Raw genomic sequence first — 24,293 nt, 5'->3', positions numbered from 1 at the left:
TCCTTACTTCTCGAATGCGGCTGTGAGATCGGCGACGGCGAGATCGAGCGCCTGCTTGGCTTCGGGCACGACCTTCCCCATGCCGAAGAATTCATGCGTGACGCCATCGAACGTTTTAACGTCCACAGCGACACCGGCATCCTTCAGCTTTGACGCATAGGTCTCTCCATCGGAGCGTAGCGGGTCGATCTGCGCCAAAATGACCGTCGCCGGGGCGACACCCGCCAGATCCGACCTGCCGTTCAAATTGATGCGCGGATCCTTGGTCTCGTCCATGGACGACACCGTGTTCTTCACGAACCATTCCATGTCAGCCTTGCCGAGCGGCTTGGCGTTGGCGTTTTCTTTGTAGGACGGCGTGTTCATGTCGTTGCCGGCGACCGGATAGACCAGAAGCTGGTGGACCGGCTGCTTGGTCTTCATTTCCTTGGCCATCAGGGCGACGTTGGCGGCGAGGTTGCCACCGGCGCTTTCGCCTGCAACGGCGACCTTATCGGAGTTGCCGTTCAGCTCATGGATGTTTTCGACAACCCATTTGTAGGCAGTCCAAGCGTCGTCATGGGCAGCGGGAAACTTGTGTTCAGGCGCGTGACGATATTCCACGGACACGACGATCGCATTCGTTCGGAGCGCCAGCGCCCGGGGAGCGCCATCATAGACATTGATATCCGCCACCACCCAGCCGCCACCGTGATAGTAGACGACGACAGGGAACGGTCCCTTGCCGCCTGGGATATAAACGCGCGCAGCAACGCCACCTTCAGCAGTTGGAATGGAGATGTCTTTGGTAGTGACCTGCGCTTCAGGGTTGGATGACAGGCGCTTGTCCCACTGGACGGCATGGGCGGCATCCGCCGGGCTTGCCTGCGTGCGTGCCTCGGGGACCGTCAGCGTCGAAAACGGTTTTGCTCCGAGCGCGGCAAGCTTGTCGAGAACAGCCTGCATTTCGACAGTTGGCTTGGCCATTTCCTGAGCGGACACCGGAAAAGCAGACGCCATCGGGACAAGCAGTGCCAGTGCGAGAGGAATAGATTGTGTAAAATTTTTCAACGGCATTGTAGCGCTCCGGTTTCGATGTGGCTGAAACCAAGAGGCGTAAGAATTTGTTCCTTAAGCAAAAATTAAAGGAGAATTACCCGGATCGCCGAACTTTGGGCAACGAGCGCTGTGCTGTTCAACTACGTCAACGAATCGCCAGCTTGCGCGAAGAAATAGCGGAAGTGATAGTCTAACGTCCTAAAACTCATAGGACGCGGTAACAGCACGCCCCTCTTGTTTTCGCATCCGACTACCTCCTTGGAACTATCCCAATCCGTTGGCGTTTCTCGATCGTTTAGAAGGAGTTACGCATGCCGACCTCCACGCCCGTCCGCTTTTCGCCAGACCTTGAAGACGTTCAGCCAGACGAACAGGAAACCATCCAGGGTCTAAACGAGACCTTTGGCACAATCCTTGAAACGACCGCCAACGACTATGGCCATGCAGTGCGCTCGGTCCATGCCAAGGCCCATGCAATCCTTCAGGGCACGCTGCAGGTGAAAGATGGTCTTCCGCCGGAACTGGCCCAAGGTATGTTTGCGCACCCAGGCAGCTATACCGTGTTCATGCGTCGGTCCACGAATGCCGGCGATATCCTGCCCGACGCCATCGCCCTGCCCCGCGGCCTGGCTATGAAGGTGGTCGGCGTGGAGGGAGAACGCCTCCCGGACGCAGCGGGCAGGACGCAAGACTTCGTCATGGTGAATGGTCCTGTGTTCCAGGCAAAAACAGCCGAGAAATTCCTTGGCAGTCTGAAGATGCTGGCAAAGACGACCGACAAGATGGAGGGCACAAAAACCGTCATGTCGAGCGTGCTGCAGACCGTCAACAGCGCACTGGAAACGGTGGGACTGGCAAGTCCAACGGTTCAGTCACTGGGCGGTGCCCCGAATGTGGATCCGCTGGGAGAGACCTATTTCAGCGTGACACCGTTTCGCTATGGCGACCACGTTGCCAAGTTCAGCCTCAAACCTGTGTCGGCATCCCTGACGAACCTTACGGGCGAAAAAATCGACACGAGCGTCAGCGAGAATGCCATCCGGGAGACAGTACAAGCCGAGATGCAGACCATTTCCGGCGAATGGGAATTCCAGGTCCAGCTCTGTCGCGATACCGAGGCGCAGCCGATCGAAGATCCGACCGTCGAATGGGATCCGGAAGCGGCTCCTTTCGTGACTGTTGCTACGGTGACGGCAGCTCCGCAAGACAGCTGGAGAGACGAGCAAGTTCGAAAAGTGGACGAACAGATGCGGTTCAGTATCTGGACGGGCTTGGCAGCGCATCAGCCACTCGGCAACATCAACCGAGCTCGCAAGTCCACGTATGAACAGTCTGCCAAGTTCCGTGAAGGGTTCAATCGTTGTCCCATTCAGGAGCCGCAGTTATAAACTGTCGAATTGAGACAGATCCGGGCGTTGCTGGTTTCAGGGACGCCCGGATTTTGTTGTTCTTCCATACCTCATACTGCGAGATATGCGCGCCGTCCTTCACGCCGCGCTCTTCACGACAGGTCCGGCAAGCGCCTCCTCGACGGTTGCGATCCGAGCCAAACGCCCTGCAAGGACCGGCTTTGTTCGAGCGCGAATCTCTGCGGCACTCCACGTCCGACCCCCGGCATCGATGATCGGGAAGGTGAGCGTGGCCTCGCCGACATAATCGACGGCATAGCCGAGATCGGATGCATGCCGTGTCGTCGTCTCGCAGCACTGTTCGGTTCGGATGCCGGAAATGATGACGCGGCGAACGCCGTTGCTGGTCAGCCAGACGTCGTGACCCGAACCAACCAGCGCGCTGTGACGACGCTTCCTGAAGACGGCATCCGGAGCGAGGCGAAAGGGCGCCAGCGTTTTCACGAACCCAGACGCTTCGGAGAACGGGCCGCTTTCTTCGACATGAAAGACCTGGACGACGGGAACGCCCCTGGACTTTGCTCCGTGGATCAGCGCCTGTTGCCGATCGATGAAGGAGGGCACCGGCTCATCATTCCAATAGTCGCGATGACGGAAAGGTTCCTGAACGTCGATGACGATCAATGCGGTGTCGGACATGGCCATGTCTCCAAGCTGTTGATACCAGGATATCCTAAGCCTTCACCGCATGAGAAAAGACCATATCGGGACGACAAGCGGACAGTTCACGCTAGAGTATCGAAGCCGCCGTCCTCGACCCGAACATTGCCGTCAGCCGGCTCCATCAGTCTTTGGCCGGCATGTCCAGCAGGACAGGAGATCTGGATGGTGTCGGGCAGCGACGTCGGGATGCGATCGCAGGCGGCTTTTAAGGTGATTGATCCCGACCTTGCGGAAGATCGGGTTCAGCGGGTCGAAGGTGACACCGCGCTCGCTGCGTTTCAGCGTCTCCGGTAGCGGGACGACAGGGATTTTCGCTTCGTAGCGGGCGCCCAGGAAGAATGCGACCGAGAAGCGTTCAGTGCCCGGCGGCGGCGTCACCACGTCATGCACGTCGGCGCGGACGAAGCCGTTCGTCGCCAGTTCCAGCAGCTCGCCGCTATTGATGATAAAGGTCCCAGGCACTCTCCATTAAACAGGGAGAGAATAAATTTATCCAATCACTAAACAAACTTTGTTATTTCAGCATGGCAGCTCCATGGGAAAAGCATTCCAATTTCATAGGCTGTTGTGGATAGGGTGATTAAACAGCTTCGTCTCCAAGAGATTGCTTGAACATAATATTCTGGGGCCTTGGATGGCGCGGTGGCGAACTAGCTCGCATCGCGCCAGAGTTGGTCAGCAGCACTGAAGGCGTTGCCGCATTTGGTTGGCGATCACGATGGCGGTGCTGGTCGCGACGAGCGTGCCGATCACCCAGTCGGTGTACCGAGATTCGCGCAATTCATCAGCAACATGAAGGTCATCGAACTCCAATCGTTCCCGAATATCGGGTTGCCAAAGCCAACTATCGCGGATTCTCGCGCCTGCGGATTTTACTGCAAAGATGTGGCCGATGTATGCCAGGCTCACGAGCGCCAGTTCGCGTTAAAAGCGATTGAGGGTAATTTGCAGGTCACGGAATATGACGGCATCGGCAACTTGGTCATGGAGAAGCCGGATCACTCCAAGATGGCGGAGCGAGGCACGGACGGCGGCTTCAGCCGTGTTGCCGAAAGGCGCGTTCTGACAGGTGCAAGCAGCGACTTTCCAATTCTTGGATGACGGAAACGCCACCCCGCCAAAGGTTCCGGACCGTCGAAGGTTATGCAGGGCAACGTCTGGAGATCGTCCAAGGTTTGCGGCGTGCCATGAGCGGTAAGCAGCTTCGGGCTGACGTCGAGGGCGGCATTGTCGTCAGTCCCGGCTGTCGCGACGACACCTGTCAGGCTGCGGCCGGGACCCGCATCGCTTCGAGAAAGGCTTGGAAGGCCGCGCTCGGCTGGCGACGATTGGGATAGTACAGGTGGTTCGGCGGCAGGATCGGCGCCCAACCGTTGAGAACCTCGACCAGCGCACCGGACTTCAGCTGCGTTTCGACATGCGGGGCGGGCAAGCAAGCCACGCCCACGCCGGAGACGGCAGCGTCCCGCATGACATCGACGTCGTTCGTGACAAACGACCCGGTGACCGCTTGCTGGAAAATGCGTTCTCCCGACACAAACTCCCAGACGTGGACTGTTCCCGCGGATGTGTAGCGATAGCAGATGCAGCGGTGCCGGCCGAAGTCGTCTGGCGCCTGCGGAGTACCCCGCGACGCCAGATAGGCAGGCGCGGCGACAAACGCGAGCGGCACGGCAAGACTGATGCGCACCGCGATCATGTCGCGCTGGAGTTGACCTTCGTGGCGCACGCCGCAGTCGAAACGCTCGGCGACGATGTCTACAAGCCCATCGTTTACGACGAGTTCGACCGCGACGTCCGGACACGTCTCGGCGAAGGCAGCCAGCCGCGGAAGCACGACGTGGACAGCTGCCATGCGGTGGGCGTTGATCCTAACCCGTCCCGCCGGCCGGACGCGTCCGGCATCGAGCGTTCCTAACGCCCCCTTGACCGACGCCATCGCCGGGAGAAGTTGCAGGAGCAGGTTCTCGCCCGCTTCGGTCGGGGCCAGCGAACGAGTCGTCCGATCAAGAAGGCGGATGCCGACCTTGGCCTCAAGGCTGCGCATCGCGTGGCTAAGCGCGGAGGGCGAGACGCCCATTCTCGTCGCCGCCTTCGCGAAGCTACCGGCTTCTACAATCTCGGCAAAAACGGCGAGGCCGGACCAGAGGTCTCGATCCATTCATGAAGTTCCTTCAGCAACCCATGCGCCGAACATAGTCTAATCGAACGTCGATGTCCGTGCCATCTTCCTGCTCCAATCACGATCGCCTTCGAACGGAGCGTCCGCACCATGAATCTTGAAACCTATCGTCCCCTTGGTACCTCCGGACTCCTCGTCAGCCCACTGGCGCTCGGCACAATGACATTCGGGACGCCCCGCTGGGGCATGAACGACGAGGGAAGCAGAGACGTCTTCGACCGCTATGTCGCGCTCGGCGGCAACTTTATCGACACGGCCGACGCCTACTCCGGGGGGCGTTCTGAAGAGATGGTCGGTCAATTCGTTGCAAAAGGGRGCTTACGTGAGCAGMTGGTGATCGCAACGAAGTCAGGCTTCTCTACGGGTCGCGGCTTCCACGCGGGCGGAAACGGTTCCCGGCACGTCCATGCCTCAGTCGAGGCTTCGCTGAAGCGTCTCCAGACGGACTTCATCGACCTTTACTGGATCCACATCTGGGACGGCATCACCCCTGCNCCACGCGGGCGGAAACGGTTCCCGGCACGTCCATGCCTCAGTCGAGGCTTCGCTGAAGCGTCTCCAGACGGACTTCATCGACCTTTACTGGATCCACATCTGGGACGGCATCACCCCTGCYGAGGAGATGGCGGAGACGATGGCAGGCCTCRTCCGGTCCGGCAAGATCCGCTATTGGGGTCTTTCGAACACTCCGGCCTGGTATGCAGCGGAAGTCGCCACCATCACCCGGCTGCGGGGTCTACCGGCACCCATAGGCCTTCAGTACTTCTACTCGCTCGTCGAGCGCGGCGTTGAAGCTGAGCATCTACCCCTCRGTCAATCGGCGGGCATGGGGCTCGTCCCGTGGAGCCCCCTTGCTGTTGATTTCCACTGAGAGCTGACCCGGCATTTCCACCGAGAAGTGACCCGCCTTAGGTATCGTTNATAGGCCTTCAGTACTTCTACTCGCTCGTCGAGCGCGGCGTTGAAGCTGAGCATCTACCCCTCGGTCAATCGGCGGGCATGGGGCTCGTCCCGTGGAGYCCCCTTGCCTATGGTCTGCTGACCGGGAAGTACGACCGGGCCACGGTCGAGGCCAGCGGCTCCCGCAAGGGTGGTGTTCCCAACCAGGGCGSCGCCGGAACGAGCACGCGTGACGACAGCGACAAACGCCTCGACGGGGACAACCCGTTCGGAGATACACTCTTCACAGATCGCAACTGGCACATCGTCGACGTCCTGAAACGCGTTGCAGACGAGGCCGGAGAGTCCGCGGCCCGCATCGCGCTTGCTTGGGTAGTCGGGCGCCCGGGCGTCGCCAGTACTCTTATGGGCGTTAGCCGTCCCGAACAGGTCGGCGACAACGTCGGCGCCCTCGACGTGACACTCTCGCAGGAGCACCAAGCAATGCTGGAGGCGGCGAGCGGTGAAAAGGGAGGCTTCCTCTACGGCCTCTTCAAGCCGTCCGTCCGCAACCAGGTGGTTTTTGGGGGCGCCGACATTCGGAGTTAGTATCTGCTGCCCACCGCTAAGAGGCGCTGACTCTTCGGATATTTTCGAGTACAGGCGCGGTTTCGATACGGAAGCGATCGATCTTGTCGGTAAGGATTTCGACACGCTGGCACAGGCCGTAGATCTCCGCGTTGTTTTCCTCTACGATCGCGGCATCATGCTGCATGATGCGCTCGACAGACTGGACAGCCTGCGAGACATCCCCGATGCCGGTCGATTGCTCGCGTGCTGCCGAGGATATGGCGAAGACGAGCTTTCGAACGTCGGTCCCATGCTCGACGATCCGAGAAAGCGCTTGTCCCGTTTCATCGACGAGATACAGAGCGCGCTCCACCTGAACCGCACTCGCCGAAATCAGGCCTTTGCATCTCGCGCGCGGGACTGGCGCCGTTTTGCGAGTTCGCGCCTTCCTTGGCGACGATCGCGAAGCCACGGCCCGCCTCGCCGGCCCGCGCCGCCTCAAGGCCTGCATTCAGCGCAGGGAGATTGGTTTAAAATACAATCTCATCTATGACATCGATGTCGTTCGTGACGACGACAGGCGTTTCAGTTTCAACTCATAGCGGTCAGACGCATCGTTCACCATTGCGCCCGGCCGCAACCTCTCCGAAACGATCCGCGCTTTCAACTCGTCCGGCCACTGGCGGTGTCCCGCACGCCCGGCCTTGCCGGTCATAAGTATCTCCGACGCAGTCTCATGAAGGAATTTCCGTTCGTCATCAAAGAAAAGCCGATCACATATCAGAGTGGGAAGGACAGCAGGGGGTCAGAACAGCGAGTGGAAGACGCTTGTTCAAACTACGCGGAACGCCAATCTCAAACGGCTGCGGTATTCATCAACCTCTCGTAACGTGACAAGTCCGGACCCTTGGGTTCACTGGCGAACAACTTCGCAGTTAGGTTGCGGATAGCCGGTTTGCTCGCGACATTGAGAATGCCGTGCAGCAAGTTGATGCCAAGCTTGCTATGCGGGTTCATGATCCTCGGCGCAAATTTCGGCACGCCCTGCCCCTGTTTGACCATGGGTCGCATTGCCTCCTCATAGGCCGCGGCGGCTTGCTCCATATGAGATGAGTTTAGCTTTATCTCGCTTGCGAGAACGTATGCGCCGACCACGGCGAGTGTTGCGCCGATTCCGGCCAAGGGCGTCGCGCACCACGCAGCATCGCCTGTGAGGATGACGCGCCCTTTCGACCAACGGTCCATCTGGACCTGTCGTAAAACGTCAAAATAGAAGTCTTTCGTATCTTCCATACCTGCGAGCACACGTTCTGCCTGCCAGCCTGCGTCAGCAAACCGGTTCCGCAAGTAGGCCTTTTGCTGCTCGACGTCCCACCACTGTTCACCTTCAGGTGGCTGCTGGATCGACAGCATGGCCCGCGTTGTGCCATGTGCATCCGGGCGCAATGATATGCTCCGACCACCCGGGGCATTGTACCACCGCCACATACTGTCATCGTCAACCTGTCGCGGGATCGTGAAATAAGCGATCGTCAGGTCCATAAAGCGAGGAATGTTCTCGTTGGGAAACACCAGCTCGCGCGTGGACGACCCGACACCTTCAGCGATGATGACAGCATCATAATTCTCCGTCTTACCGCTCGCGAACATTACCTTGGCAGATTCTGCGCTATCATCGATATCTCTAACATGATCCCCGAAACGGAACTCTGAAAGTGCACTGGCAGGTTCATAGAGAAGGCGTGCCAAGTCACCTCGTAAGATCTCCATCTCTGCAGTCGGCCCGTCCTGGCCGAGATCTTCCGTGATAAACTTCGCAAGCTCATTTCCTTGCTCATCGACCCACGCCGTGCCTTCCTCACCCGTTCCCTTACCCAGCGCGGCCTGTTCCAGGCCCATCCGGCGCAGGACCTCGCGTCCGATCTCTCGGACATCGATGTTCTGGCCACCGTTGCGAAATTCAGGCGTCCGCTCAACGACGGTGACCTCAAACCCATAACGAGCGAGCCACCACGCTGTCAGATTTCCAGCAACGCTCGCGCCTGTGACAAGAATCCGGTTTGACATCACGATATTCCCCTTTTTCAAAAGAACATCATGTATGATGTAAATGTTCCAGTTTCATCTCTCCAAATTGTCGATCAGCCGCTGGAAAAGTTCGATGACCTTCGTCACCTCCTCAGTCGAGAACCCTTCGAGTCCCTGAGCGTTTGCGGAAATCAACGCATGGCGTCCATGTTCTGCTGCTACGAGACCATTGTTTGAAAGCTGCACCATGGCGGCTCGTCGATCATCAGGCGATGGCGTGCGATCAATGAGCCCCATAGTTTCGAGTTTATCGAGCAGTGCTACCATAGCGGGCTGTTTGACGGCAGATGATCGAACGAGGTCGCGTTGAAGCATTGGTCCTTTCCAGGACAGAAGCATGATCGGCCCGATCAAAGCCAGCGACAAGCCATGCGGCCGCAACGCCGTGTCCACGACGCGATTGAAAACCTTGGCTGCATGGTTCGCAAGGTAGCCGGGGGCTACTGCCGCCTCTGGATGGATTTGATCGTTGTGGTCGGGCATATTCTTTCGACGTTCGTCTATGAGCTGCTTCACGCTTCAACGAGCGCCTCTCCTCGTGCCATGGGACGCATAGTAATACCGGAGATCTGGCAAACCCTCGATCGCATCTTTCGTCTTGCTACCATACAGGTCGAGGGTTCCATCATATTTATCCCGCAGGAACGCTGCGTGCGTCCGCAGCGCTTGGGGTGTCGCTTCCGGCAGGACGGCATAGACGGCCGAGAGGCCGGTGCGTCCCTTGACCTTGATACGGTCGAGTTCGGCAACAGCAATCACTTTTGCGACGAGAGCGGCGGTGGCCTCACCAATGAGAAGCGGCACGCCGTAGTTCTTCGACTCACCTTCCAGGCGCGACGCAAGATTGACGCTGTCCCCAAGGACCGAGTAGTCGAACCGGCGCGTCGAGCCCATGTTTCCAACGATGCAGGCGCCCGTATTGATGCCGATCCCGATCCGCAGCGGTGGTGGGCTCGGCCGGCCGGCCTGCATCGCTTCAGCGAGCAGCCGAGCATTCAGAGCCTCCACCGCTTCGAGCATCGCGAGGGCAGCTTGAACGGCGCGAACTGCATGGTCCGGCACATCGAGCGGGGCGTTCCAGAATGCCATGATGCAATCGCCAATATACTTGTCGATCGTGCCGCCGCTTTCGAGCACGATGTCCGACAGCGGCGTTAGGAGACGGTTGATCAACGTCGTCAACTGCTCTGGATCGTCCTTGAGCGTTTCAGAGATCGTGGTGAAGCCCCGAACGTCGCAGAAGAGGATTGTCAAGACCCGCCGCTCGCCACCGAGTTTGAGAAGCGATGGGTTGGCTGCAAGCTTCGCGACGACGGCCGGCGCGAGATATTGCGAGAAGGCGGAGGTGATCTGGCGGCGGCGACGACGCTCCGCGGCGAAATCCAGGCTCGCCTTCACGCCGCAGACGAGGAGAAAAGAGCCGAGCGGCGCGAGCGGCGGGACGAAAATGCGTCCGTATCGCACCAGAAGGCTGCTGCCGACGACCGCACCGGCGATGACCATCAAGGCTGTCGCCCCGGTTGCCCAGCCGGTATCGCCGCGGGTGACAAACGCGGCGAGAACCGACGCTGCGAGAATTCCGAGAAACCCCGGAAGCGGTCCGACCGGAGTGATAAAAAGGCCCGCTGACAGGTTGTCGAACAGCGTTGCCTGCACTTCGGCGCCGGACACGAGGCGACCGCTTCGAAGCGTATCGGATGTCGGGAATGCGTCGGCCGCGGCGGCGTCGAGCGTGGGGGCATTCTGAAGGCTGAGACCGATGATGACGGTGCGTCCCCTGAATGTTCCCTCCGGCAGGAATTGCTCCGGATGGAGCGCTTGATAGTAGGAGACCGTCTCATAGGTCCTGGCAGGTCCGAAGGTCTGGATCAGCTTCTCGCCCGCTGTCGTTTCGGAAGTCTGTCTTGCTACCGCCATCAACTGGCGCGCAAGACTGTCAGGATAAGCCGGCACATGGCGCAGCACGCCGTCCGCATCGAGGCTGACCGATGCGATACCGGTTCTGGCACCGGTTTCGGTCAGTACGGCAAGCGGTTCCGTACGGACGAACTGGTCGGCGTGCGGTGTCCGGATCAAGGTTTCGTCACCGGCCAGCACGACATCCGGCCCGAGCGCGGCTGCGAGATTGGCATCTTCTGCGGGATCCGCAGCGGGTTCGGCAAAGATGACATCGAGCGCGATAGCACGTGCTCCCGCAGCGCGCAGCGCGGTCAGAAGCTCGCCGTGCAACGAGCGAGGCCAGGGCCACTGAGCGCCGATCTCCATCATCGAGGGTTCGTCGATGGCGACGATAACGGGGCTGTCGGTCGGTCGTTGCGGGGGAGCAAGCGTCGAAAGGTAGTCGAAGACCCGCATCTCCAGAAGATGCCATGGAGAAGTCTGAGCGACGGAGCCAAAAAGCAGCGCCGCAAAAAGCGTGACGACCCCGAGGCCGAAGAGCCGTTTTCGCACGTCGATGCCGGCGAGATCCGGCGCTCCCGCCGCACGCTCTCCCTTTCGACCCCGGACCATCAGAAGCGAACCGTCATCTGTGCTTTCACGGTGCGTCCCCATCCCGCCGTACCGGCCGAAACGTAGAAGTCCTCATCCGTCAGGTTATAGCCGCCGATATCGACCTGCACCCGGCTGTCCGGAGACTCCCAGCCGACATTCGCGTCGAGCGTCCAGTAGTCGCCGAGCGTCTCGCCGGGCAGATTGCTCGCCCGCCGTCCGGTGTAATTGCCGGCGACCGTGGCCGCGACGCCGACAGGGTTGACGAAGGTCAGTGCGATCTGTGCCGCGTCCCGCGGGACATAGGTCAGGTCGCCACCAAAGCCCGCACTGTCCGGATCGTCGTTCCGGGACGACGCCCGCGCATAGGTCGCGGCAAGGCCGATGCCGTGACCGAGGGCGACGTTGCCGGTGAAGCTGACCCGGTCTATCCGCCCGCGTGCTATGTTGCCGCCGATGAGATCGGCGGACGGAAGCGATAAGGGATCGGCGATCAGGAAATTGCGCACGGACTGGTGCTGGTAATCGACCGCGGTGAAGATCCGGTCCGTCCATTGCGCATCCCAGCGGGCAGCCAACGTGTCGGCGTAACCCTCGATCGAGAGCGGCAACTGGTTCGACTGGAGCGCGACGACCCCGACAGGTGCAAGTGTGGGTGTGGACTGAGGAAAGCCTTCGCGCAGATAGCCCAAACGCAGCCATTGCCCGTCGAGCGCCTCCCAAGCGAGGCCTGCGCGCGGTTCGAGGCGGGCAACGTCGACCGTATCGCCTGTCAGCCTGCGCGCGAACAGAGCGCCTTCGAGCTTGAGGCCCGGCATGATGTCGTACAGCGTATCTATATAGAGTGTGCCGGTCGTGATATCCGCCTTATCGAAGGTATCCTCGAGCAGCACGCCGGGCGTGCCATCGGGATTGATAAAACCGAGGCGGGATACGGATCGTGACGTCGCGTCGATGGTACCGCCCTCGACGCCGACACGGAGCGTGGCATCGCCGATGCCGAGAGTGTAACCGATGGCGCCTATCCTGCTTTTTTCCTGCAGATCCTGTTGCCGAGCGAAGAGCAAGGGAGCACCTCCAAGGGAGATGCCGCCAAGCGAGCGGCTGAAGCCCTCGACATTGCTTCCGAAGACGGCGGCATTCAGGATGTTTCGATATCCAAAAGTATGACTCCAGCCCGCACCGAAGTTGAGGATATCCTGTGCGCTGGTGTCGCGCGACCGCGACAAGACTGCGACAGCGGGCAAGGCCAGCCCGGGGATCAACTGCTGTAGCGGGGTGATGCGCGCCGCGTCCACAAGACTGTCGTTGTCGCCGCTGTTCACATAGGCGACGATACGGTCGTCGGGCGTCAGAGTGGCCCTTATGTAGCCGTTGCCGCCGGTGATGTCCGTGGTACCGCGTAGGGCGTCCGTGCCATCCGCACCGGCGCGCTCATCGCCCCGTGTTTCCCACGACAGGTTCCCGAAAAAGCTGATCGGGAACGGCACCTGATGAAAGCCCTGGATCTGCGCACCCTTGACCCATTCCGAGCCGGCACTGCCGATATTGATGCCCCCGGTCAGTGCCGTTTCGAGAAAGGGCATCCGCACGAGATTTGCCTGCCGCTCGCTGCCCGCGAGCACGTGCGGATCGAGGAGCAGAGCCTTGAGGAAGGACGAGTAGCTGCCTCCGTTGCCGGACGAATCGATCGTGTTGAGGCCGTAGCTGAAGCTGTTGGCGAACGGATTGACGCTGCCGCGAACAGTCTGATCGAGATAGGACGTGCTGGCGAAGGGATCGAAAACGATATCGCCGTAAAACTGGCCCCATGCGTCGAGACCCTGCAGGCGGAACGCGTCGTTGAGGATGGAACCTGCATCCTGGTTCGCTCCCACGGAGCCGAAATCGCCGCCGCGCTGGCGCGACCGCCTCAGATAATCCTGGGCATTGCGGATCGCTCCGTCCGCATCATAGTCCTCGATTGCGAGGGAGGTACGATAGGCCGCTATGACCGGATCGTTCGGATCGAGCCGGTCCGCATTGTCCAGTGCCTGATCCGCGGCACTCCGCTCGCCATTGGCGTAGAGTGCGGCGGCGAGCAGCAATTGCCCTTGAGCATAAGCAGGATTGGCGGTGGAGCCCGCCAGCAGATCGGCGATCGCCTTATCCCTTTCGCCTGCCTGCAGGTGGTATTGTCCCCGGGTTATCAGAGCGATGTCGAAGCCCGGATCGATCGCGAGCGCCCGATCGATCTCGCGGCGAGCGTCCTCGACACGCAATTCCTCAAGATAGAGTTCGGCAAGGTTGGCGTGATGCAGTGGCGACATCGGGTCGAGGTCGATTGCCTTTTTAAACGCGGCTTCGGCATCGCGCCGCGCCCCGCGGGCGGACTGCAGCAGGCCGAGGGAGTTCCAGACGGTGGCGTTGCCCGGCTCGGAGACGAGCGCTGTACGAAGGTCGGCCAGCGCTCCATCGAGATTGCCGCGCACGCCAGCTTCGAAGTCGGCTCTCGCTTCCAGCGCGATGGCCTGGCTTGGATCTCGCGACAGCGCCAAGGCGATGGCCGCCTGTGCCTGTTCACGATCGCCCAGAACCAGAGCGACCTTCGCCCGTATCGCCGGTATCAATGCATCGTCGGGGTAGCGCGTCTCGGCCCGCTTCAACACGTCGAGCGTTGCCCGCAGACTGTCTCGGAAGCCGACCGTGAAGACTTCGCCGATGACGCCGGCGGCACCCGCCCCTGGCTTCGGCGGCGTTTCCACACGGTTCGGATCCGCCAGGGACCGGGCGAAGTAGGCTCCGTAACGCGCGATCGATCTGCGCTCGCCGTCGAGTTTCGATGCAGCGCGGTCAAACAGTGTGCCGGCCTCGGCATAGCGCCTCTCCGACCCGGCCATGAGCGCTTCCAGGAGATCGATCCGGGCAGCCTGCCGATCGTTGAGGGCATGCCGGCGCACCTCGGCAAGCATCGCCCGCGCTTGCGCCTTGCCGGAAATGGTGAGTTCGACCTCGGCCAGTGTCAGCCAATCGTCACTGGTTCGACGCTCCGCCGGAACGGCGAGAAGCGCGGCACGCCGGTCCCGCATGTCCGGCCCTCGCAAAGGCGACGCCGGCAGGAAGGGAAAGGCATCGCGCAGTTCCAGATAGTAGAGCATCTGCTCGCGATCGTCCGAATTCAGAACGATCACCTTGCGCGGCGCCTGCCCGATCGCGGCAACCGCTCCTTCGCCCTTGGAGACCTGGACGCTGCCGAGCGCATTGCTGAGGTCGATAACGCCATCGAGAACGTTCAGCGACGTCTTGCCGGCGGCATCCACCGAGAGCGTCCAGTCGGTTCCTCTGATGGCGGCGGTGGCGGCCGGCGTGTCGATCGCCAGGCCCGACCCGCCGCGCTCGGCCCGGGCCCAGATGGTGCCGGACTGCAGCTCGACGCTGGCGTCGGCTCCACCCCGGTTGACCTGCTTGACCAGCAGCGAGGTGTTGCGACCGAGACGCATCTGCGTCCGGTCCGAAAAGAGGATGGCGAGCTGCCCGTTCGCGTTTGTGCGGAGAACGTCGCCATTGACGACATCCTGGGATAGATCGACGACCGACCAGCCGTCCTTCTCGACGAACCGGATCTCTTCGCCGGATTTGCGCGCGATCACCGAGCCTGCCGCAGCGCTTGCCCGCAGCAAGGGGTCGGCTTTCGGTCCTTCCGTAAAAAACAGTGATGCAGATGCCGCTACGACGGCCATAATGCCGTTTCTCATAGAAATCCCCTCGATCCCCGTAATCCTACTGGATTTGGCCCGATTGAAAGTCAAGATGCACGGTAATTCAAATATTGCATCCACTGTGCAATTGTGCTGTTAGCAACGAGGTGTAGAACGGATTGGGGAGGGGGGAATGGATACGGACGGGATGTATGATGCACGTACGGGGGCACGTACAGTAGAAAGTGCCCTTGCCGATAAGGAATATTTCGATCATATAAAGACGGTGAACGAGATATTTTATGATCAGATCAAGATATCCGATCAGAAAGCTGCTTACATATTCACATTTATGTTGGCATTCCTAATTTCATCCAGCGACGGGCGTGGTGTTTTTTCGCCGGCCCGCTACGTTCCCTTCAGATACGAGATTTCTATTCCGTCTGCAGTCCTAGCGGCCTCGACCGTCTTCTCCATCATTTGCGCCATCATGGTCATCCTGCCGCGCCGCGCCGCCAAGACCACGACACTCTTCTGGGGCGGATGGGCGCATCATAAGGACGCGTTCAGCGCGGCGGCGGCGCAGCGCGACATTAACTATCTGTTTCGGCAGTATGTCGACAATGTCGATGTTCTCTCGGTGATTGCCCAAAGCAAATACCAATTCGTTACCCTTGCTTTCCGCGGCCTTGTCATAGCCGTGCTCAGCTACGTGCTGCTTCTCGTCGCCCTTTGAAGCGCTCGTTTTGTCGAAACGTTTCCTATCGCCTTGACGAGATTCGAACCCGCGACCAACAAACGAAATTTGGCTAAATATGAGTAACGTAGCTTTTTACGATCAACAGCGGCTCCGATCTTGGCAATCAGCTTCTGTAGCGTAGCGCCTCAACGAATAACGCGAACGCTGCGGTGTGCTGGCGCCTGCTTGGATAGTATAAGTGATACCCGGAAAACGGCGGGCACCAGTCTTCCAATACCCTGACCAATCGACCATCCTCAACGTATTGCGCAACCTGACTTTCGAATGTGTAGGCCAGTGCCAATCCATCCAAAGCAGCAGCCTCAAGCATCACGCCGTCGTTCATGATCAGCGGGCCGTTCATTCTGACCTGAAGCACTTCTCCATCTCGCTCGAATTCCCATGCGTAGAGACCCCCGCCGGTGGTTTGCCGGTAGCTGACTCCCAAATGATTGCCGAGATCGCGGGGCGTTTGAGGCACGCCACGCTTTACGAAATAGGAGGGTGACCCGACAACTGCCATGCGCAAGTCCGGTCCTATACGAACAGCAATCATGTCCTTCTGGACCTGTTCACCAACCCGGATGCCGGCGTCAAAGCGATCGGCTACGATGTCTGTGAGGCCCTCATCGACGATAATTTCCATTTCAATATCGGGGTATTCTGCCAGAAACTTCGTGACAACGGGCCAGAGGACGCTCGTAGCCGCATATCGGAAGGTCGTGACGCGGATCGTGCCGGTTGGCTTGTCCCGTAACGCAGAGATGGCGGCGATCTCGTTCTCGATGTTCTCAAACGATGGGCGAAGGTTTCGCAACATGCGCTGACCGGCATCTGTCAATGACAGGCTTCGCGTTGTCCGGGAGATCAGCCTCACGCCAAGCTTCTGTTCCAGCATTCGCACGGAGTAGCTGACAGCAGACTGAGAGAGCCCCAATTTGGCGGCAGCCCGCGTAAAGCTTCCGGCCTCCGCGACAGCGATGAACGCGGCAAGTTCGCTGAAGTCTCCGTGTCTCATTCATAAATCCCATTTCTAAACTGAAGCCGATACTAGTGATTTCCTGGGCGATGTCTGCTTCTTTGCGATTTACGTCTCGCCAATCACTGCGCACGCCCCTGAGCGTGCCAGCGACGGCGATATGCAAGCGGCGGAACATCAAGGCGTTAGCTGGCTGATTTAGAAGTCGCGTTTCTAACGTCATGCGGAGAACGCTGCCTAATCTCTCGTCGGCCCCCGAGCTACGTTCCACCATCGATACCTGGGTTCGAGAGGAAACGAGATGTCAGCCGCCCGTCAACTATCGCTTGAGATCAATGGCACGCGCCGTGATCTCAACCTGGACATACGCACGACGCTACTCGATGCACTTCGTGAGCACGTCGATCTGCCTGGAACGAAGAAGGGCTGCGATCACGGCCAATGTGGCGCCTGTACGGTCCACGTCGATGGTGAGCGAGTTTTGAGTTGTCTCACCCTTGCAGCTCAGGTCGAGGGCCGCCCGGTCACAACAATCGAAGGCCTTCAAACTGCTGACGGCGTTTTGCATGCGGTCCAGACTGCCTTCATCGAGCACGATGCATTTCAGTGCGGATACTGCACGCCCGGCCAGATCATGTCGGCTGTCGCGTGTATTCGCGAAGGGCACACAGGCTCAGACGATCAGATCCGCGAATACATGAGCGGCAATCTCTGTCGGTGCGGTGCCTACCCGCATATCGTAGCCGCAGTCCGCGATGCCTCAAGTAGCCTCAAGGAGGCCGCGCTATGAGAACGTTCGATTACGTGCGCGTCGAAAACACGAGCGCCGCAATTTCAGAAGCTGCCAAGCCAGAAACAAGATTTCTTGCCGGTGGGACAACGCTTCTCGATCTTATGAAACTCAATGTAGAGCGCCCTGCGCATCTGGTCGACATCACGCGCCTCCCCGGCCTCGACACGATCGAGGTCTCGACGGATGTCATCCGGATCGGTGCGCTCGCCAAAATGAGTAAAGTTGCAGCCCACGCGGATATCATGGACGCAGCCCCGGTTCTGTCCGAGAGCCTTTGGCGGGCCGCTTCGGCGCAGCTGCGCAACATGGCGTCGATTGGCGGCAACCTGATGCAGAGAACCCGTTGTACGTATTTCCGAGACCCCGGCGCCTATCCGAACTGTAATAAGCGCAATCCTGGCTCCGGCTGCGCGGCACTTGAGGGTATCAACCGCAATCACGCGGTACTTGGCATCAGCGATGCCTGCATAGCCATTTATCCAGGAGATTTTGCCGTTTCGCTCGTGGCGTTTGACGGCACTGTGCTCGTTCGCGGAAAGGTCGAACGCCGCATTCCTATCGATGAATTCTACCTACTTCCGAGACAGACGCCGAATCTCGAGCATCAACTTTCACCCGGCGAGATGATCGTCGGGATCGAAATCCCACGTGTCGCCGCATTGAAACGATCGCATTATCTCAAGGTCAGAGATCGCGCGTCATATGAATTCGCCGCCGCCAGCGCCGCCGTTGGCATCGAATTCGAGGCCGACGGCAAAACCGTCCGCGATGTCCGTATTGCTCTTGGCGGCGTCGCCACCAAACCTTGGCGTCTTCGTGCCGTCGAAGAGGCGCTCAAGGGGAAACCCATCGACGAAGCGACACTTCGAACCGCTGCTGCAACTGCTGTCGATGGTGCAAAGTCGAGCGGACATAACGCGTTCAAGATCGAGCTAACACCGAAAGTCGTGGCACGTGCTCTGATGACGGTAGGAGATATAGCATGACAAACAACAAACAGTTGGAACTCAACCGCCGTACCGTCATGAAACTCGGTGCAGGTGTCGCTGCTGTCGCGGGCGCTGGCGTTAACCTCGCGCCGAACGCTTTTGCTTCCGAGCCCGCTGCTACGAAGGCGGCATCGCTCGGTTCCCGCGTTTCTCGCGCAGAAGGTCCTTTGAAGGTTGCAGGCAAAGCCCGCTACGCGATCGAGCAGAAGCTCGAAAACATGGCATATGGCGTCACGGTCCAGGCGACGCGTCCAGCGGGCCGCATCGTCAATATCGACGCGTCTGTCGCGAAGGCTCTGCCGGGTGTCATCGATGTCTATACCTTCCAGAACACCCTGAAGATCAACAAGCCGACCGTCTACAGCAAGGGCGGCGGCGCGACGGAAGAGTTCACACCGATCCAGGACGACCTGGTTCGCTTCAACGGCATGCATATCGCGCTCGTGGTGGCTGAAACCTTTGAAACTGCGACGGAAGCGGCAAGCCTTCTGAAGGTCGACTATGAGGATGGCGACGCCATTCTCGACATCAACGACCCCGAGGCCAAGCCGATGCTCATCGAACCGATGGGCGTGGCTTGGGGCGATGCCAAGGTTGGCTTAGACAACGCGGAGGTCAAGATTGATGTCACCTACACGACCGCACGCGAATACAATGTGCCGATGGAGCCGCATGCCACCATCGCGTCCTGGGAAAACGGCAAGATCACGGTATGGGAACCCAGTCAGTGGGTCGGAGGCGCCAGAAGCGTCGTCGCCGAGTTTCTAGGCATCGATATCGAGAATGTTCGGGTCATCTCACCCTATGTCGGCGGCGGATTCGGCTCCAAGATCGGGGCGCATCCCCATGTCGGGCTGGCCTGCGTCGCGTCCCGCCAGCTGAACCGTCCGGTCAAGGTGTCCCTCACCCGCCCACAGACCTTTACCGGCCTCGGAGGCCGCCCCGCCACGCGGCAAACCCTGTCGATTGGCGCCTCAAAAGACGGCACGATCACATCGATCGTCCATGAGAGCTGGAATGAGACGGCGATCGACGAAGTGCATGTCGAGGCCTGCAACAACGTGACGAAAATCATGTACGCGACACCGAATTTCTCGTCGCGTCTGAACGTCGTGCCGGTCAACACGGTCCAGCCCGGATGGAAACGTGGTCCAGGAGAAAACCCGAGCGCCTATGCGCTGGAAAGTGCGATCGACGAACTGGCCTATGCACTGAATATGGACCCCGTCACGCTGCGGCTTGCCAACTGGGCTGATGTCGACCCCAGCAACAACATGCCGTGGACCACGCGACAGTTACGGGAAGCTTATGCTGCCGGTGCGGAAGCCATCGGCTGGTGGAACCGCAACCCTGCCCCGCGCTCGATGCGTGAAGGCCGCGAACTGATCGGCTATGGAATGGCCGCCGGCTCCTACCCGATGATCCGAACTCCCAGCGAAGCCAAGATCGTTTTCCATACTAGTGGACAGGTCGAGGTCCTAAGCGCCGCCACCGACATGGGAACCGGCACATATACCATTCTCGCCCAGACTGCCGCCGACTATCTCGGTGTTCCTGTAGAGACCGTTACGGTCCGGCTCGGCGACACATCGCTCCCGCGCTCGGCGCTCGCTGGCGGCTCGCAGCAAGCCAACAACCTGACCGGCGCTCTGGTCAAAGCGGCTGAAAATGCCCGCACGGCTTTAGTGAGGCTTGCAGCGTCCGATCCAAAGTCACCGCTGCAATCTTTGAAACTGCCGGAACTGACCTTTGAGAAGGGCACAATACGCCCGACCCGGCGGCCTGCTGGCGGCATCAGTATCGCAGAGTTGCTGAAAGCCGTTGGCAAGGACAGGTTGGAAATCGAGGGGAACACCTTTGCTTCCGGCGCCACGGAAGACATGAAGAATGCCGCCGACCGCAGTTTCGCGCAGCTGAAGGGCGCGACAGAGGGGAGCGTTTCGGCTCATAGCTGGTGCGCGCAATTCGTGGAGGTCGGTGTCGATGAGGATTTCGGAACGATCCGCGTCAAACGGATGGTGGCGGCCTTCGACAGCGGCCGGATCTTCAATCCAAAGCTTGCCGAGAGCCAGTGGATCAGCGGCATGGTCATGGGCCTTGGTCAGACACTGCTCGAAGAGGGTTATGTCGACCAGCGCGACGGACGCACCGTCAATGCCAATTTCGCCGACTACGCCATCCCGGTGAATGCCGACATTCCTGAGATCCAAGTGATCTCTGTTGGTATTCCGGACATGCAGGCAACCGCTCTTGGCGGCAAAGGCGTCGGCGAGATTGGTGTTGTGGGTGTGGCGCCCGCCATTGGCAATGCCGTCTTCCATGCGACAGGCAGACGCATCCGCAGCCTCCCGATCACGCTCGAAAAGCTGGTTTGATGACCGGGGCGCTGCGACGAGGCTTGCGCAGCGCCCATGCCTATGAGGGTTCCCGATGCTAAACTCATTCTCCGTACTCGACACTCCACCTGCGCCGGCCTGCGCCTTTGTGACCGATGACCCTGCGGCGATTATCAATTATGCAGCCGATGGGGCAGAGTGCGGGTTGGGCAGTGCATTGGTCACGCTTATCGAGATCCGTGGAGGTGCGGCGCGCGCGCTCGGCGCTCAAATGGCGGTTCGTGGTGACGGCAGTTATTGTGGCTACGTCTCCGGCGGCTGTACAGAGGCGGCTGTTGCCGCTGAAGCAATCGCGGCGATCAGCAAGGACACGGACAGATATCTCAGCCTCGGCGAAGGGTCTCCATTCTTCGACATCAGTCTGCCCTGCGGCGGTGGAATTACTTTGGCAATCCACGTCGTCAGAGATGTGAGGCCGCGGTATTGAGCTGGAGGCCACCACAAGGGTCGCTATGGCCTCCGAGTTCGAGGTGTTCGCGTTCGGTCAAAAACTTCGTGATTTCGACGCGAACATGATCGACCACGAGACAGCGGTTGCTGTGCTGTTTCACGACCTTGACCAGGAACTGCCGTGGCTTGAAGCGGGCTTGCGCAGGAAGCCGTTCTACATTGGTGCCCTCGGGAGCAAAAGAACCCATGAGCGTCGCTGCCAGGCACTACGCGACCTGGGCTACTCACCCGCTGAAGCGCGTCGGATCAAAGCGCCGATTGGACTGTTCGGGCCGACCCGCGATGCCAACGCCTTGGCGCTTTCAGTCGTGGCGGAGGTCGCGCAGGCGTTTTCCGAATCACAGAATTGAACGTCCCTCAGGCCGACGCACATGTGGCCAAGGGATCGAATACAAGCAATGACAGGAAGTGAACGAATGGCCTACGATCCCAAAGACTACTATTTCGACGCGCGGTCCGTCGGTTCAGGGTGGCTGCTTGCTGTACTGATCTTTTGCGGCATGAGCGTTGCGAGTGTCGACCTGTGCGATACGGTCCAGGCAGGCTGGACCGCAGTGGCCCGTGAGACCCCATCCATGACGGTTGTCAAGTGCACGTGATGATCTAACCGCTCGTCAGGTTTCAGCATGACCGTCGGCACTCAATGTTGCGCCAAAGATGGGCGCATTTGAATGCAAAAACAACCGGGCAACCAGCCCGGTAAGCAGTCCGAAATCATTGAGAATACGTACGATCAGCTTTCAGGCTGATACTGCTATCAAAGCAGATAAAGCAGCGGGTTGCGCAACGCACCCCGCTGCCGGAATTCTCAGGTTTGTGCATTAAACGACAACGAACCTGACAGTTCTCGATGGGCATCAATCTGCTGCTGGACAAGGGCAAGCTTCTGCTCGACCATAGCGACCGCGTCGGCACCTGCAACGAACCGGCGTGGAAGTTCGGGCAGGTTGACCAGCGTGATCAAGGCCTCCGCCAGCTTGCGCGGATCTCCAGGCTGCTGACCGCTGGCGGACTTCCAGGACGCGATGTTCTGCGTGCGACGTTCGCTGTAGTCACTCACGGATGAAGACGCGTATTGGGTGGAGTCATCAGTCAGAAGCTCGGTACGGAAAAAGCCCGGGTTGACGATCATTGTCTCGATGCCAAACGGAGCGACCTCCGGCTGCAGCGATTCAATCCAGCCATCAAGCGCAAATTTGGCGGCAGCATAGGCGCTGCAGAACTCGAAACCAACCAGACCCGCTGTAGACGAAATCGACACGACCCTGCCTGATCCCTGCTTGCGCATGACCGGAAGCGCGGCCCGCGTGACGTTCATCGGGCCGATCAGAGCGCTCGCCAACTGCAAGTCCATTTCCTCCAGCGTCAGATCTTCGAAATAACCTGCGTAAAAGCTTGCTGCGTTGTTGACCAGCACATCGATGCGTCCGAAACGTTCGACCGCTGCGTGAACGGCAGAGACGGCGTCTGCCGGCTTTGTCACGTCCAGCGTCGTGACCAGCAGGTTATCCGAAGCGCCGATGGCCTTGGCCACACGCTCGGGGTCGCGTCCGGTTGCAACAAGCTTGTCGCCCGAGGAAAGAACTGCCTTGGCGAAATCCAGGCCCATGCCGCGGCCGGCACCTGTGATCATCCATACTTTACTCATGGGATTTCCTAAATGTTGGAATGCGATGGCCGAGCCTGCCAGCCCGACAGGGGAGCGAGGAGCTACACGGTTGCTTTTTGCGCTCGTTCTGCGAGGTCATCATCGACCTTGAACCAGCCCGTCGCCGCCTGAATGACGCCCCAAAGCTTGGCAGGAAGCTCGATCTTCGAAACGGTCGAGGTTCTAACGGTGTCCGCAATCAGATTTTCCCGACCGCTCGTCGCCAGCTCGACCCAGTTCGGGTTAATGACCAATCCCTGGCCGACCGCTACAAGCGACAGACCGAGTTCGAGAGCACGGCTTGCCTGCTCAGGGGTTCTGATCTGACCAGCGGCAATCACCGGCACGCGTCCTGCAACGTGCGTAGCGATCAGCTCCGCAATCGTGTATTCGTCGGCATTGGCAACAGGCTCTGCTTCGAGCACGCTGGCCAGCGACGCGTGGATGTAGTCCACACCGGTATCGATGAGCTTGTCGATTAAGCCAAACGCGTCGGCGATACGCAGACCGCCCTCTTCGGGTTCCTCAGGCGAAATGCGGTATCCCAGAAGGAAGGGTCGATCGGCGTATTCGCGGATGACCCGCTTGACCTCTGTGACGACTGCGAGTGGAAACCGCATCCGGTTTTCCGGCGAGCCACCCCATTCATCATCGCGTTTGTTGTAGAATGGCGAGACAAAGTTTTGGAGCAGAAATCCGTGAGCTCCGTGCAGCTCGATGCCGTCGAAGCCGGCCTCGATTGCGCGACGCGTCGCTTCGCCGAAATCGTTGATCACGCCGAGGATCTCGTCATGCGTCAGCGAGCGCGGCACAACCCCGCCTGGACTGAACGGTCCGGCAACCATTGGAACGTCGCTTGAGCTCACCACGTCCCGGTGCGGCACGAGATCGGGTTCCGCCTTGTTGCCGGCGTGGAAGATTTGCAGCAGAGCTGGAGCTCCACCGCTCTTGGCGGCCTCAGCCAGTCGTCGCAGGCTAGGCGTGAATTCGTCGTCGCAAGCGGCAAACTCGCCCGTGAACCCGACGCCGTTGGGTGTCACATGGGTGCAGCCGGTTAGAACCAGGCCGACACCTTGCACTCTGCGCCGGTAGTAGTTGAGTTCCGCATCGGACACGCTCCCATCGTCATTTCCGGACCATGTTGTCATGGGCGCCATCACAACGTGGTTGCGAAGGGTCAACCCGTTCGGGAAGCTGAACGGTTCAAACAGTCTCGATTTCATCATCGGCATTTCTCTTCTTCGCATTGTTGGCTCTATCAGAGCCGATATTTAGCAAGGAAGCCGGCCGGTGATTATTCTCA

General features: G+C 59.7%; 22 protein-coding genes and 3 pseudogenes. 11 read left to right on the top strand and 14 right to left on the bottom strand.

Going from position 1 to position 24,293, the window contains the following annotated elements:
- Window positions 1-3: 3 nt before the first annotated feature.
- Window positions 4-966, bottom strand: a complete 963-nt coding sequence (locus ASG39_RS07015; RefSeq protein WP_200943861.1) for an alpha/beta hydrolase — start codon at window positions 964-966, stop codon at window positions 4-6.
- Between the two features lie 383 nt (window positions 967-1,349).
- Here ASG39_RS07015 and ASG39_RS07010 point away from each other — a divergent pair, with 383 nt between their 5' ends.
- Window positions 1,350-2,426, top strand: coding sequence for a catalase family protein (locus ASG39_RS07010; protein WP_062594329.1), 1,077 nt, complete (start codon window positions 1,350-1,352; stop codon window positions 2,424-2,426).
- Between the two features lie 99 nt (window positions 2,427-2,525).
- Here the strand turns inward: ASG39_RS07010 and ASG39_RS07005 are convergent, their stop codons facing one another.
- Together ASG39_RS07005 and ASG39_RS07000 are read right to left on the bottom strand one after the other, a co-directional pair.
- A complete protein-coding gene (locus ASG39_RS07005) occupies window positions 2,526-3,092 on the bottom strand; it encodes an isochorismatase family protein (protein ID WP_062594328.1) in 567 nt (188 codons plus the stop codon).
- Window positions 3,093-3,218: 126 nt separating this feature from the next.
- Window positions 3,219-3,572, bottom strand: a pseudogene (locus tag ASG39_RS07000) (2OG-Fe(II) oxygenase family protein); the annotation flags it as partial.
- A gap of 240 nt (window positions 3,573-3,812) precedes the next feature.
- On the opposite strand from ASG39_RS07000, the gene ASG39_RS06995 reads away from it, so the two are divergent.
- Window positions 3,813-4,211 (top strand): hypothetical protein, encoded by a 399-nt coding sequence (locus tag ASG39_RS06995; RefSeq protein WP_156468049.1) that lies wholly within the window; start codon window positions 3,813-3,815, stop codon window positions 4,209-4,211.
- A 160-nt stretch (window positions 4,212-4,371) separates the two neighbouring features.
- Here the strand turns inward: ASG39_RS06995 and ASG39_RS06990 are convergent, their stop codons facing one another.
- The gene (locus ASG39_RS06990; protein ID WP_062594325.1) at window positions 4,372-5,271 is read right to left on the bottom strand and encodes a LysR family transcriptional regulator; all 900 of its coding nucleotides are present in this window, start codon (window positions 5,269-5,271) and stop codon (window positions 4,372-4,374) included.
- A 111-nt stretch (window positions 5,272-5,382) separates the two neighbouring features.
- Between ASG39_RS06990 and ASG39_RS24295 the strand changes: the two are divergent.
- The 3 genes and pseudogenes from ASG39_RS24295 to ASG39_RS06980 form a co-directional block, all read left to right on the top strand.
- A pseudogene (locus ASG39_RS24295) lies at window positions 5,383-5,786 on the top strand (aldo/keto reductase); the annotation flags it as partial.
- A 53-nt stretch (window positions 5,787-5,839) separates the two neighbouring features.
- Window positions 5,840-6,163 (top strand): aldo/keto reductase, encoded by a 324-nt coding sequence (locus ASG39_RS24290; RefSeq protein WP_347360154.1) that lies wholly within the window; start codon window positions 5,840-5,842, stop codon window positions 6,161-6,163.
- Between the two features lie 50 nt (window positions 6,164-6,213).
- Window positions 6,214-6,780 (top strand): aldo/keto reductase (locus ASG39_RS06980; RefSeq protein ID WP_162242416.1); only part of this gene is annotated, 567 nt, incomplete at its 5' end.
- 16 nt (window positions 6,781-6,796) lie between these two features.
- On the opposite strand, the gene ASG39_RS23080 is transcribed toward ASG39_RS06980, so the two are convergent.
- The 7 genes from ASG39_RS23080 to ASG39_RS06950 form a co-directional block, all read right to left on the bottom strand.
- Window positions 6,797-7,114 carry a hypothetical protein gene (locus tag ASG39_RS23080; RefSeq protein WP_062594322.1) on the bottom strand — a complete coding sequence of 106 codons (318 nt, stop codon included), beginning with the start codon at window positions 7,112-7,114 and terminating at the stop codon, window positions 6,797-6,799.
- The gene (locus ASG39_RS24665; protein ID WP_162242415.1) at window positions 7,086-7,256 is read right to left on the bottom strand and encodes a hypothetical protein; all 171 of its coding nucleotides are present in this window, start codon (window positions 7,254-7,256) and stop codon (window positions 7,086-7,088) included. The genes ASG39_RS23080 and ASG39_RS24665 overlap by 29 nt, the downstream gene beginning before the upstream one ends.
- 32 nt (window positions 7,257-7,288) lie before the next feature.
- Window positions 7,289-7,456 (bottom strand): transposase, encoded by a 168-nt coding sequence (locus ASG39_RS24065; RefSeq protein ID WP_162242414.1) that lies wholly within the window; start codon window positions 7,454-7,456, stop codon window positions 7,289-7,291.
- A gap of 140 nt (window positions 7,457-7,596) precedes the next feature.
- A complete protein-coding gene (locus ASG39_RS06965) occupies window positions 7,597-8,808 on the bottom strand; it encodes an FAD-dependent monooxygenase (protein ID WP_062594343.1) in 1,212 nt (403 codons plus the stop codon).
- A 54-nt stretch (window positions 8,809-8,862) separates the two neighbouring features.
- Window positions 8,863-9,345, bottom strand: coding sequence for a MarR family transcriptional regulator (locus tag ASG39_RS06960; protein ID WP_210168562.1), 483 nt, complete (start codon window positions 9,343-9,345; stop codon window positions 8,863-8,865).
- 3 nt (window positions 9,346-9,348) lie between these two features.
- Entirely contained in the window at window positions 9,349-11,340 is a 1,992-nt protein-coding gene (locus tag ASG39_RS06955) for an adenylate/guanylate cyclase domain-containing protein (protein WP_062594318.1), read from the bottom strand.
- Window positions 11,340-15,053, bottom strand: coding sequence for a FecR domain-containing protein (locus tag ASG39_RS06950; RefSeq protein ID WP_062594316.1), 3,714 nt, complete (start codon window positions 15,051-15,053; stop codon window positions 11,340-11,342). Before ASG39_RS06950 ends, ASG39_RS06955 begins: the two co-directional genes overlap by 1 nt.
- 151 nt (window positions 15,054-15,204) lie before the next feature.
- On the opposite strand from ASG39_RS06950, the gene ASG39_RS06945 reads away from it, so the two are divergent.
- A complete protein-coding gene (locus ASG39_RS06945; RefSeq protein ID WP_062594342.1) occupies window positions 15,205-15,732 on the top strand; it encodes a Pycsar system effector family protein in 528 nt (175 codons plus the stop codon).
- 127 nt (window positions 15,733-15,859) lie between these two features.
- On the opposite strand, the gene ASG39_RS06940 is transcribed toward ASG39_RS06945, so the two are convergent.
- Window positions 15,860-16,753, bottom strand: a complete 894-nt coding sequence (locus ASG39_RS06940) for a LysR family transcriptional regulator (protein ID WP_062594314.1) — start codon at window positions 16,751-16,753, stop codon at window positions 15,860-15,862.
- Between the two features lie 262 nt (window positions 16,754-17,015).
- Here ASG39_RS06940 and ASG39_RS23075 point away from each other — a divergent pair, with 262 nt between their 5' ends.
- From ASG39_RS23075 to ASG39_RS06915, 5 genes and pseudogenes are all read left to right on the top strand, one after another.
- On the top strand, window positions 17,016-17,504 hold the full coding sequence (locus ASG39_RS23075) for a (2Fe-2S)-binding protein (protein WP_082477017.1): 489 nt from the start codon (window positions 17,016-17,018) through the stop codon (window positions 17,502-17,504).
- Window positions 17,501-18,493: a xanthine dehydrogenase family protein subunit M gene (locus ASG39_RS06930; protein ID WP_062594310.1), complete on the top strand. Its 993-nt coding sequence runs from the start codon at window positions 17,501-17,503 to the stop codon at window positions 18,491-18,493. Before ASG39_RS23075 ends, ASG39_RS06930 begins: the two co-directional genes overlap by 4 nt.
- The gene (locus ASG39_RS06925) at window positions 18,490-20,871 is read left to right on the top strand and encodes a xanthine dehydrogenase family protein molybdopterin-binding subunit (protein ID WP_062594307.1); all 2,382 of its coding nucleotides are present in this window, start codon (window positions 18,490-18,492) and stop codon (window positions 20,869-20,871) included. Before ASG39_RS06930 ends, ASG39_RS06925 begins: the two co-directional genes overlap by 4 nt.
- Window positions 20,872-20,926: 55 nt before the next feature.
- Window positions 20,927-21,692: pseudogene (locus ASG39_RS06920) on the top strand (XdhC family protein).
- 66 nt (window positions 21,693-21,758) lie between these two features.
- The gene (locus ASG39_RS06915; protein ID WP_062594305.1) at window positions 21,759-21,941 is read left to right on the top strand and encodes a hypothetical protein; all 183 of its coding nucleotides are present in this window, start codon (window positions 21,759-21,761) and stop codon (window positions 21,939-21,941) included.
- A 209-nt stretch (window positions 21,942-22,150) separates the two neighbouring features.
- On the opposite strand, the gene ASG39_RS06910 is transcribed toward ASG39_RS06915, so the two are convergent.
- Window positions 22,151-22,990, bottom strand: coding sequence for an SDR family oxidoreductase (locus tag ASG39_RS06910; RefSeq protein WP_062594303.1), 840 nt, complete (start codon window positions 22,988-22,990; stop codon window positions 22,151-22,153).
- 62 nt (window positions 22,991-23,052) lie between these two features.
- Window positions 23,053-24,222, bottom strand: a complete 1,170-nt coding sequence (locus ASG39_RS06905; protein ID WP_062594301.1) for an NADH-dependent flavin oxidoreductase — start codon at window positions 24,220-24,222, stop codon at window positions 23,053-23,055.
- Window positions 24,223-24,293 lie beyond the last annotated feature (71 nt).

It is taken from the genome of Rhizobium sp. Leaf371 (assembly GCF_001424045.1).
Classification (GTDB): Bacteria; Pseudomonadota; Alphaproteobacteria; order Rhizobiales; family Rhizobiaceae; genus Ferranicluibacter.
This window is presented reverse-complemented; position numbering and strand designations above follow the sequence as displayed.

Excerpts from the sequence above, each read along its gene's own strand:
- ASG39_RS07015 (WP_200943861.1), bottom strand. The coding sequence starts at position 966 with ATGGCCAAGCCAACTGTCGAAATGCAGGCTGTTCTCGACAAGCTTGCC.
- ASG39_RS07010 (WP_062594329.1), top strand. The coding sequence starts at position 1,350 with ATGCCGACCTCCACGCCCGTCCGCTTTTCGCCAGACCTTGAAGACGTT.
- ASG39_RS07005 (WP_062594328.1), bottom strand. The coding sequence starts at position 3,092 with ATGGCCATGTCCGACACCGCATTGATCGTCATCGACGTTCAGGAACCT.
- ASG39_RS06990 (WP_062594325.1), bottom strand. The coding sequence starts at position 5,271 with ATGGATCGAGACCTCTGGTCCGGCCTCGCCGTTTTTGCCGAGATTGTA.
- ASG39_RS24065 (WP_162242414.1), bottom strand. The coding sequence starts at position 7,456 with ATGACCGGCAAGGCCGGGCGTGCGGGACACCGCCAGTGGCCGGACGAG.
- ASG39_RS06965 (WP_062594343.1), bottom strand. The coding sequence starts at position 8,808 with ATGTCAAACCGGATTCTTGTCACAGGCGCGAGCGTTGCTGGAAATCTG.
- ASG39_RS06955 (WP_062594318.1), bottom strand. The coding sequence starts at position 11,340 with ATGGTCCGGGGTCGAAAGGGAGAGCGTGCGGCGGGAGCGCCGGATCTC.
- ASG39_RS06950 (WP_062594316.1), bottom strand. The coding sequence starts at position 15,053 with ATGAGAAACGGCATTATGGCCGTCGTAGCGGCATCTGCATCACTGTTT.
- ASG39_RS06945 (WP_062594342.1), top strand. The coding sequence starts at position 15,205 with ATGTATGATGCACGTACGGGGGCACGTACAGTAGAAAGTGCCCTTGCC.
- ASG39_RS06940 (WP_062594314.1), bottom strand. The coding sequence starts at position 16,753 with ATGAGACACGGAGACTTCAGCGAACTTGCCGCGTTCATCGCTGTCGCG.
- ASG39_RS23075 (WP_082477017.1), top strand. The coding sequence starts at position 17,016 with ATGTCAGCCGCCCGTCAACTATCGCTTGAGATCAATGGCACGCGCCGT.
- ASG39_RS06930 (WP_062594310.1), top strand. The coding sequence starts at position 17,501 with ATGAGAACGTTCGATTACGTGCGCGTCGAAAACACGAGCGCCGCAATT.
- ASG39_RS06925 (WP_062594307.1), top strand. The coding sequence starts at position 18,490 with ATGACAAACAACAAACAGTTGGAACTCAACCGCCGTACCGTCATGAAA.
- ASG39_RS06915 (WP_062594305.1), top strand. The coding sequence starts at position 21,759 with ATGGCCTACGATCCCAAAGACTACTATTTCGACGCGCGGTCCGTCGGT.
- ASG39_RS06910 (WP_062594303.1), bottom strand. The coding sequence starts at position 22,990 with ATGAGTAAAGTATGGATGATCACAGGTGCCGGCCGCGGCATGGGCCTG.
- ASG39_RS06905 (WP_062594301.1), bottom strand. The coding sequence starts at position 24,222 with ATGCCGATGATGAAATCGAGACTGTTTGAACCGTTCAGCTTCCCGAAC.